Genomic DNA, 9,020 nt, shown 5'->3' on the forward strand with positions numbered 1-9,020 from the left:
AGTTATACCTCGGTATTCCAGCCGCAGGATTACCGCGACAGCAGTGGCGCTTTCCTGTCGCCGGTTATCGGGAAAAACTACGAGGTGGGCGTGAAATCTGACTGGCTTAACAGCCGTCTGACCACCACGCTCTCGGTGTTCCGTACCGAGCTGGACAACGTTGGCGAAGACACCGGTCAAATCATTTCAGGATCGCAGTCGACCGCGTACGTAGCGAAAGATGGCGTAGTCAGCCGCGGCATCGAGTTTGAGCTGAACGGCGCGCTGACCGATAACTGGCAGATGACCTTCGGCGGCACCACCTATCTGGCGGAAGATCGCGACGGCAACGCCTATAACTCGCAGCTGCCGCGCACCCGCTTCAACCTCTTTACCAGCTATCGCCTGCCGATGCTGGAGCAGCTGACGCTGGGCGGCGGCGTAGACTGGCAGACGCATACCTGGCAGGATGTTGGCGCGCCGGAAGGCAACGGCACATGGCGCGCGCGTCAGGGCAGCTACGCGCTGGTGGATCTTTTCGCGCGTTATGACGTGTCGAAAAACCTTTCGCTACAGGCCAACCTGAATAACCTGTTCGACAAAGAGTATGACACCTGGGTCGGCGCCTATAACGTTTACGGCGAGCCGCGCAACTTCTCGGTATCGGCGACCTATCGCTTCTGATAAGAGATTGGGTATATACAGCAACGCCGCCGCCGGTAATCTGCGGCGGCGTTTTCATTCTGGTCGATGATGGCGGCTGCACTTTTTGCCGTTACGGAAAAGCGTCTCTTTGGCCTGGCTCCCGCTTGCTGTAACGCGCCCAGGTTGAACCTGACGGTATCAGCACAACCTGAGCTGCTGCGAGGTCTGCACCGCCGTTGCCTCTTGCAGGGTTTCGGCGGGCTGATCGTGCCTGAAAAGCTGTGTGCTGAGATAATTAGCGCCGCCGTCAGCCAGCAGCAGGACGATACGTTTGCCCTGATTTTCTGGCCGCGCCGCCAGCTGCTGCGCGGCAAACAGCACCGCGCCCGACGAATCCCCCACCAGAATGCCTTCCGTCAGCGCGAACTGGCGCGCAGCCTGATACGCCTGCCACGTCTCTACCGCAATCGCTTCGTCATAGGCCTGACGATCCAGATTGGGCGGGATGCGTTCGGGCGGCTGGCCGCTAAAGGCGTGAATGCCGGTAATCTCCAGCGGTTCCGGACGTTGCGCGCTCGGCTGCGAATCTGGGCCTGGCTCGACTGCTACCACCTGAATGGCGGGATCCTGAGCTTTAAGGTAGCGCCCGATGCCGGAGAGCGTGCCGCCAGTGCCCACTGAGGCGACGAATATATCGAGCCTGCCCTGGGTATCGCGCCAGATCTCCGGGCCGGTGGTCAGCTCATGAGCGCGCGGGTTCGCCGGGTTCTGTAGCTGCTGCAAAAAATGCACGCCCGGCTCGGCTTCGGTCACCTGCGCCACCAGCCAGCGCGTGGCGGCGACAAAGTCGCCGTCGCTGGACGCATAGTAATCGGCGAAGCCCGGCACCGTGCTAAAGGGCACGACTTCCGCGCCATAGGCCTGAATAATTTTGCTGCGTTCGATGCTGACGAAATCGTTAATATAGACGCGAAAATGATAGCCTTTGGCCGCCGCGATCGAGGCGACGCCGATGCCGGTATTACCGCTGGTGGTTTCGGCGATGGTGTCGCCCGGCTTGATCAAACCGTCACGCTCCGCCTGCTCGATCATCGCCAGCGCAACGCGATCCTTGACGCTGTGGTTAGGGTTAAACAGCTCCAGTTTGCCAAGCAGTTCGGCGCGAACGCCCAACCGCTCGCTGAAGCGCGACAGGCGCAGCAGCGGCGTTTGGCCAATCAGTTCGGTGACAGAATTATAGACAGATGCAGCCACAGGCGACTCCTCTTGTTAAAGCGTTACCATTTCACCGCGTTGCGTTGCCAGGCGAGCATGCGGTCGCGAACCATAAACAGCAGCGTAATCAGCGATGAGAAAAGCACCGCCATAACGATCAGCGCGGCATACATATTGGCGTAGGCCGCCCAGCCCTGCGCCCACTGCAAATACCAGCCCAGCCCCGATTTGACGCCCATCATCTCCGCCGCCACCAGCACTGAAAATGAGGCGCCCAGCCCCATAAACAGTCCGACGAACAGATGCGGCAGCGAGGCGGGAACGGCGACGCGCAGCACCAGAAACAGCGAACTGGCGCCCAGCGTGCGCGCCACGTCGTAGTAGCGCTTATCGACGCTGGCGACGCCCGACCAGGTGAGCACCGTCACCGGAAACCATGTCGCCAGCGCGATCAGGAAAACGGCAGCGGAGAAGCTGGAGGGGAAAAAATAGAGTGACAAGGGCAGCAGCGCCGTGGAGGGCACCGGGCCAAGAAAGCGCAGGAGCGGATGCACCCAGTAGCCCAGTCCGCGCGACCAGCCGATGGCGACGCCGGTCACGAAGCCGACAAGCGCGCCATAGAGAAAGCCGAGCGCCAGCAGGCGCAGCGAATTGAGCACACTGTCAAGCAGGCGTGGCCAGTCGGTGGCCCAGGCCTCAATCAGCGCGCGCGGCGGCGCGAAGAAAGGGGCGGGCAGCAGCGCCAGCTTGGCGGTAACGTACTCCCACAGACCGATCAGCAGCGCCAGCGCAATGAGCCAGCGTCCGCTGCGCTTTAGCGGCTGCCAGACTTTCAGCGCGGGCGCGGCGCTGGAAGCCAGCACCAGTAAGGTGAGCAGCGCCGCCAGCGCGATAAACAGCGCATGGGTCTCATTGACGAAACGCGGTGCCGCGAAGCCCTGCGGTTTATCCGGCACCGCGACCATTAGCACGACCAGCGCCCACCACGCCAGCAGCGCGCCCCACAGCGCCGGTTCAGTGCGTCGCGACTCGGCGCGACGACGCAGCGTCAGAATATCAGTGGCCATGCCGCTCTCCTTAACTCATCTTCATCGCGTGATGCGGGCCGCTATCCGGCAGCAGATCGGGCACGTAGTGCTCGGCAAACTTCTGCGCATCGGTGTCCGGGCGAATAACGTTGATTTTTTTCAGCTCGTCGACGTAGACCGCTACTTCGCCGCGCAGCTGCGCGCTGGTCGAGTGATGGCTATGGGTGTGCTCTTTCAGCATCGCGACGATGGACGTTATCGGCACCGAACCGGGCAGCCAGGGCTGGAAAATCTTTGCCGTTTCTTCCGGATGGTCGGCGGTCCACTGCTGCGCATCGACGATCGCCTGCGTAATCGCCTGCGCGGTTTTGGGATCGTCGCGCACCAGCGAGCCGCGCAGCCCCAGCACGCAGCAGGTGAGGTGGGCATATTCGCCGTTCAGGTTGTTGTCCACCTCTACCAGCCCATGCTGCTGCTTCAGCAGCCAGCCCTGCGGATCGTCTATCGCCAGCGCCTGTACTTCGCCTTTGCGCAGCGCCTCGCCGAAAAGATCGGCGGGATACTGCAGCCAGCTCACCGATGTATCGGGATCGATGCCCTGCTTCGCCAGCTGAATAGCGAAAAAGTTGCGGACGGGGCTTGCCTGATCTGTAACCGCCACCGATTTTCCCACCAGCGCCTTAACGCTGCGAATGCCGCTGTTTGCCGGGGCGAGCAGGCGCATGCAGCCACCGTGCGTGCCGACGGTAAGGTCGACGTCAAAGCCCTGCTCCAGCGGCTTAAGCCAGCGCAGCGCCATGCCGATGCCGCCGTCCGCCTGACCGGTGGCAATCGCCTGCAACAGCGCATCCGTCGGACCGCTAAAGTTCACCGGCTCAACGTTAAGGCCATACTTTTTAAAGAAACCCTGCTTTAGCGCCACCGAAATGGGCGACTGACAAACGGCGGTCTGTCCCCACGCCAGCCGAAGGGTTTTTAACGGCGGGTCCTCCGCCAGAACGGAACCCGTCAATATCGGGCTTAACCCGATGCCCGCACCCAGCGTGGCGAGGCCGCGCAGCAGCGTGCGGCGGCTCATCGGTCGTGAATCTAATGCCATAGCGCTATCCCTTTATGTGAATTACCGGGAAATTAACGCATGCGCCAGGCGTCACCAAATAACAATCCCGCATGACCTCATGCGATATTTCATTATGAAAACCCGGCAAACCCATTACCGCTATTCGCATATTTCATTCGGACCTGGCGTGTTATTTATGAAACGACTTATGCGTAATTCGGAGGGTATTTTATGGCGACGCAACAGGCGGGCGTGAATATCGACATCGATAATGTCAGCCACTACTTTACGCTGGAAGGCAGCGATCTGCCGGTGCTGGAAAATATCAGTTTGCAGGTGCGGTCAGGCGAGTTTGTGGCGCTGCTGGGACCCTCCGGCTGCGGCAAATCGACGCTGCTGCGTCTGCTGGCTGGCCTGGAGCAGCCCGCCAGCGGCGTGCTGGCGGAGGAGGGACGCGCTATCACCTCGCCGCATCCGTCGCGCGTGGTGGTGTTTCAGGATCCCACGCTCTATCCGTGGCGCACCGTTTACGACAATGTCGGGCTGGGGCTGCAAATTCGCGGCGAGCGCAAACAGGCGGCGCAAATCCGCATTGAGACCATGCTGGAGCGCGTCGGGCTGAGTGAATTCGCCCGCGCCTGGCCGCATCAACTCTCCGGCGGTATGGCACAGCGTGCCGCGCTGGCGCGGGCGCTGGTCAATCATCCGCGCCTGCTTATTCTCGACGAGCCGCTCGGCAAGCTCGACTCGCTGACGCGCCTGCGCATGCAGCAGGAGATCGTCGATCTCTGGCAGGAGCAGCAATTCACCACGCTGATGGTGACGCACGATGTCGAAGAGGCGCTGATTATGGCGAATCGCGTGGTGGTATTGAGTTCTCGTCCGGCGCGGGTGCTGGATGTGATCGAGGTAAGGCAGGCTTATCCACGCCGTCGCGACGATATTGAACTGGTGGCGCTGCGCAGCCGCGTACTGGCGCTGCTGGGTGCTGAGCGGGCCGCGGCCTGAGACGGGCCGCTACCTGTTCAGCCGCTCCGCCATTTTCAGCGCGTTAGTGAATATAGCCTCGGCAATTGCGGGCGGGATATCGGCGGGCAGCTGCTTCCTGACGCGCGCTACGGCGGCCGGAAACGCCTCCGCGAAGAAAGCGAGGATCTGCGTCATCCGCTCGGTGGAGAAGCGGACGCTTGCCGCCGTGGCGAGGAAATGGCGCGGAAAGATTTTATCGATTTCCACCTTTTTGCCTTTCGACGCGGTGAGCCCCATCGCCAGCTTCAGTTCGCGAATATTGAGGCCGGTGCCGCCCAGTACCGGATAAGCGGAAAGAATGTCGTAGAACGGCGTCAGCCGGTAGCTGCCGCCGCGCTCGATATAGAGCGAAAAGTTCTTCGCATGCCCGTCGGTCGCGCCGATCAGCCACTGGAACACCTGAAACTTCATAAAATCGTCGCGATCCTCCAGCGCATTGCTGGAACCCATCAGCAGCGACATGATCGCCGCGATGCCCGGCCCGCCGTCAGATTCATATTTTGTCGCGGAGGCGAGGCCGAGGCTCTGGCAAATATCCTCCTGCGGCAGGCGCAAAAGCCGCGCACCGTCAGCGCTCCAGCGCCGGTCGAATCGCTCTACCGCCAGCGCGCGCAGCTTGCCAGCCGTGATAATGGCGGCGTCAGGCACGCGAAAACCCAGCTCGCGCGCCAGCGCCAGGCAGACATATTCGTTTTCCACGCTGTCGCGCATATCGAGCGTCGCGAAAGGCTGCTTAATTTCGCCGATCGGCAACTTAATGATATGTGACGTGGGCGTCGGCCCCTGCGGGACGGCCCAGCCCTGAGGCGTTTTCAGCAGCGCGGTTTTCTCCTGCGCGCCCGCGACGGAAATGCGGAAGTCGCGCTCTTCCGGGATCATCCCCAGCGGAATATCGCTCTGATACGCTGAAAGTATTTTTTCCAGCCGCGCGGCGTCGAGCGGCTCATAACGCACAGAGAGATCGGGCGCGGCGGCCTCAGCGGGCAGCAGCATCACCGCGCCGACGCTGTCACGGCCTACTTCCCGCAGCAGATCGAACGGCTGCATCGACTTCGCCCGATAACGGTTAAGAATGCGCTCTCTGACGCGAGGATTATCAGGCAGCAGGTTATCGAAAAAGTTGATGACGCTGGCAGAGGCGATAGCGGGGTACTGCAGCGGCAGCGAGAGCGACAGCGGCCTCGCCAGCGGATTACTCAGCCAGCCAGGCTCATACTGAAAGATATGCGCGCCATTTTTCTGGCGCGTCAGCGTGCCGACGCGTTCGCCATTCATCCAGGCGCTAAGCTGATCCATTACCACTCCAGCTCCTTGCCGCTCTGCGTCGATTTATTCTGAATCACCAGCTCCTGCTCCAGCGACTGCAGGATCTTAAACAGCGTAGTCAGCGTAGTCTTGTCAGGATTATTTTCAAAGTTCGATACGGTGGCCTGCTTGATGCCGACCCGGCGCGCCAGATCGCTCTGCGTCCAGCCGCGCTTCTGTCGTTCAAGCCTGATCAGATGGGCCAGCTGTTGTGGGCTGTAGATCATCGCTGCTCCTGTGGTAAGGCGGGGAGGGGATATATCCCCTCCCGCGGATAAAAACGAAATTATACCCACCAGAGGATAAAGTAAAGCTTATCCGCGCCTGCGGATAATTCAGCGGCCCCAGCGGCTTTGCAAATAGCGCACCGCCGGCTGCGTCTGCGGCTGTTCGAGGTAGTTTTCCCGGAACAGAATAGTGCCGTCGATGCCCGGCGTGGACTCGTTCAGATCGAGCTGTTTTTTTAACTCCGGCACGCCGTTTCCGACCGTCCAGTCCGGCTCGGTGCGCGACGGTTCGCCCACTTTATAGAGCGCCACGCCAATATAGAGACGCGTATGGGTCGGCTTCACCACATCCGCCCACCAGTGCGCCAGTACGTCGTAACGCGCCGCCTGCCGCGCAAAAGGCCAGTAAAGCTGGGGAGCGATATAGTCGAGCAGCCCTTGCTGCACCCAGCGCCGGGTATCGGCGAAGGCTTCGTCATAGGCCGCCGCGCCGCGCGTGTCGGAACCAGCCGCATCGTGCGACAGATTGCGCCAGACGCCTGCCGGGCTGACGCCAAATTGCACCTGCGGCTTAAGCTGTTTGATGGTGCGCGAAACCTGTTCGATCAGCAGCTGCGTATTGTGGCGCCGCCAGTCCGCCTTCGAGGCGAATCCCTGGCCGTAAGCGCGATAGGTCTGGCTGTCGTTAAGCGGCGAGGCGGAGGTTTCTGCATAGAAATAGTCGTCGAACTGCACGCCGTCAACGGGATAGCGCGCCACGACCTCCGCCACAATGCTGGTAATCCAGTCGCGCGCGTCCGGAATGCCGGGATCGAGCACCAGACGGTCGCCAGCGGTGCGGATCCAGTCGCGGTGCAGCACATACACGCTGGCGGGATGGCGCGTCAGCGTGCGGTTCAGCCCGGCGATCGTCGAGGGTCGGGTATTGACGGCGACACGGTAGGGGTTAAACCAGGCGTGTACTTTCATGCCGCGCTTGTGCGCTTCATCCAGCATAAACGCCAGCGGATCGTAGCCGGGATCCTCACCGATAGCGCCGGTCAGCATATCGGACCAGGGCAATATATCTGAGCGCCAGAGCGCGGTGCCGTCCGGCTTCACCTGAAAGAAGACGGTGTTGATGCCGAGACTTTTCAGCCTGTCGAGCTTATCTGTCAGCGCCTGCTGTTGCAGGCGGATGCGCAGCGCCGCGCTGCTGACGTTGACCGAATTAACCGGCGGCCAGTCGAGACGGGAGACGGTCGCCAGCCAGACGCCGCGCATCGGCTGCTGCGCGGGGGCAGGCTGCGTTTTTTGCGGCGGCGTCCTGGCGGGAAAGGGCGTCACCAGCGACTTTGGCGGCTCGGAGGCGCAGCCGGCCAGCAGCAGCGCGGCGGCGAGCAGGGATTTTTGGCGCGCCGTAGAGAAAAAACCGAGGGAACCCTTGATGATAAACTCCTTTTTAGCTGTTCCTTTATCTGAGGTTCCTCATTCTCAGGTTATTACGGCGCAAGTCAACCGCCAGGCCGCCGCGCGCTTACTGATGAAAGCGCAGCGCCAGGTTAAAGCCCTGCTCCGCCGTCACCACAATGGCATCCTGCGCTTCACGGAAGGGAATATCGCCGAGCAGCAGGCTCGCTTTGACCTTTTCCAGGCTGTCGCTACGGAAGCTGAGCGCAGACATACGCGGCGAGCCGTCATAATCCTCCGGCAGCGAGCCGAAGCGCGTCTGCGCATAGGCGGCAGAGGCGAAACGCACCTTCGCTTCGCCCGCCTTCAGTACGAACGCGCCATCCTGACAGGCCAGAATGCGATCCGCGCCGAACAAATGGCTGTACACCTGGGCGGCGCGCGCCGGATCCTGCGCCACAATGACAAACTCGCTGATGCCCTGCACGCCGTTTGGGTGCGTCTGCCAGGCGGCCTGCCACACCGCATGCGGCGTGTCGTGCTGGCAGAAGAAGCTGCGGCCGTTGGGGATCAGCGCCGGGCGTAGCCGAACGGTACGAAAGTGCGCCTCGCTCGCTTCGCCGTCCGGCAGCGTCACCGGGCGGTGAAACGAGGCGGGCGCATCACCATCCAGATCATGATGCTGCAGGTGCAGAAACGTGCTCTCCGCATCCTGCGTTTTCCAGACCAGCCCGCTCAGGCCGAGCGGCGCCTGCCACAGGTCAGCGCGCCGTTCGCCGCGTCCTGGCTCGTAGCCCAGCAGCTCCAGATAGTTTTCGCCGAAAATCGCCAGATGGTTGCTGGAGCCGAGCGTATGGTGGCCGCGCTCGCTGAGTTGAAAGCCGAGCCGACGATAAAGCGCGCTCGCCTCATCCAGCCGATCGGCCACATTGATAACCGCATGATCCAGCACAGGTACAGGAACGGGGATCGCCATCTCTTTTCTCCTCTTTTTCGTCATGCGCTGGCCAGGATATCCAGCGCGTGCGGCACAAGCTGAGTAAAGTAGTCCACCGCCGGTTCGATAATGCCTTCATCGGGATCGAACCCGGGATGATGCAGTCCATATTCGCTGGCGCTGCCGATGCTGACAAACGCGCCCGG

General features: G+C 61.6%; 9 protein-coding genes and 1 pseudogene. 2 read left to right on the forward strand and 8 right to left on the reverse strand.

From position 1 onward, the window contains the following. A partial coding sequence (locus B3797_RS01130) for a TonB-dependent receptor domain-containing protein (RefSeq protein ID WP_311790151.1) occupies positions 1–663 on the forward strand: 663 nt, incomplete at its 5' end. Positions 664–822: 159 nt separating this feature from the next. On the opposite strand, the gene B3797_RS01135 is transcribed toward B3797_RS01130, so the two are convergent. The 3 genes from B3797_RS01135 to B3797_RS01145 are packed head-to-tail and all read right to left on the reverse strand — an operon-like array spanning position 823 to position 3,966. Continuing rightward, the gene (locus B3797_RS01135) at positions 823–1,878 is read right to left on the reverse strand and encodes a PLP-dependent cysteine synthase family protein (RefSeq protein ID WP_311790152.1); all 1,056 of its coding nucleotides are present in this window, start codon (positions 1,876–1,878) and stop codon (positions 823–825) included. Positions 1,879–1,901: 23 nt separating this feature from the next. Continuing rightward, positions 1,902–2,906 (reverse strand): ABC transporter permease, encoded by a 1,005-nt coding sequence (locus tag B3797_RS01140; RefSeq protein WP_311790153.1) that lies wholly within the window; start codon positions 2,904–2,906, stop codon positions 1,902–1,904. A gap of 10 nt (positions 2,907–2,916) precedes the next feature. After that, the gene (locus B3797_RS01145; protein ID WP_311790154.1) at positions 2,917–3,966 is read right to left on the reverse strand and encodes an ABC transporter substrate-binding protein; all 1,050 of its coding nucleotides are present in this window, start codon (positions 3,964–3,966) and stop codon (positions 2,917–2,919) included. A 192-nt stretch (positions 3,967–4,158) separates the two neighbouring features. Here B3797_RS01145 and B3797_RS01150 point away from each other — a divergent pair, with 192 nt between their 5' ends. Continuing rightward, on the forward strand, positions 4,159–4,935 hold the full coding sequence (locus B3797_RS01150; RefSeq protein WP_311790155.1) for an ABC transporter ATP-binding protein: 777 nt from the start codon (positions 4,159–4,161) through the stop codon (positions 4,933–4,935). Between the two features lie 9 nt (positions 4,936–4,944). On the opposite strand, the gene B3797_RS01155 is transcribed toward B3797_RS01150, so the two are convergent. From B3797_RS01155 to B3797_RS01175, 5 genes and pseudogenes are all read right to left on the reverse strand, one after another. Next, a complete protein-coding gene (locus tag B3797_RS01155; protein ID WP_311790156.1) occupies positions 4,945–6,252 on the reverse strand; it encodes a type II toxin-antitoxin system HipA family toxin in 1,308 nt (435 codons plus the stop codon). Further along, positions 6,252–6,488, reverse strand: coding sequence for a type II toxin-antitoxin system antitoxin HipB (gene hipB / locus B3797_RS01160; RefSeq protein ID WP_126689738.1), 237 nt, complete (start codon positions 6,486–6,488; stop codon positions 6,252–6,254). The genes B3797_RS01155 and hipB overlap by 1 nt, the downstream gene beginning before the upstream one ends. 108 nt (positions 6,489–6,596) lie before the next feature. Further along, the gene (locus B3797_RS01165) at positions 6,597–7,919 is read right to left on the reverse strand and encodes a glycoside hydrolase family 10 protein (protein WP_311790165.1); all 1,323 of its coding nucleotides are present in this window, start codon (positions 7,917–7,919) and stop codon (positions 6,597–6,599) included. Positions 7,920–8,004: 85 nt separating this feature from the next. Then, entirely contained in the window at positions 8,005–8,853 is an 849-nt protein-coding gene (locus tag B3797_RS01170; protein ID WP_311790157.1) for a VOC family protein, read from the reverse strand. A gap of 20 nt (positions 8,854–8,873) precedes the next feature. Next, a pseudogene (locus B3797_RS01175) lies at positions 8,874–9,020 on the reverse strand (amidohydrolase); the annotation flags it as partial.

The sequence above is a fragment of the Pantoea sp. UBA5923 genome (assembly GCF_002431095.1).
In the GTDB taxonomy this organism is placed as follows: Bacteria; Pseudomonadota; Gammaproteobacteria; order Enterobacterales; family Enterobacteriaceae; genus Pantoea; species Pantoea piersonii.

What these genes read in the sequence shown, in the direction of transcription:
- B3797_RS01155 (WP_311790156.1), bottom strand. Translation starts at nt 6,252, where the DNA reads ATGGATCAGCTTAGCGCCTGGATGAATGGCGAACGCGTCGGCACGCTG.
- B3797_RS01145 (WP_311790154.1), bottom strand. Translation starts at nt 3,966, where the DNA reads ATGGCATTAGATTCACGACCGATGAGCCGCCGCACGCTGCTGCGCGGC.
- hipB (WP_126689738.1), bottom strand. Translation starts at nt 6,488, where the DNA reads ATGATCTACAGCCCACAACAGCTGGCCCATCTGATCAGGCTTGAACGA.
- B3797_RS01140 (WP_311790153.1), bottom strand. Translation starts at nt 2,906, where the DNA reads ATGGCCACTGATATTCTGACGCTGCGTCGTCGCGCCGAGTCGCGACGC.
- B3797_RS01170 (WP_311790157.1), bottom strand. Translation starts at nt 8,853, where the DNA reads ATGGCGATCCCCGTTCCTGTACCTGTGCTGGATCATGCGGTTATCAAT.
- B3797_RS01150 (WP_311790155.1), top strand. Translation starts at nt 4,159, where the DNA reads ATGGCGACGCAACAGGCGGGCGTGAATATCGACATCGATAATGTCAGC.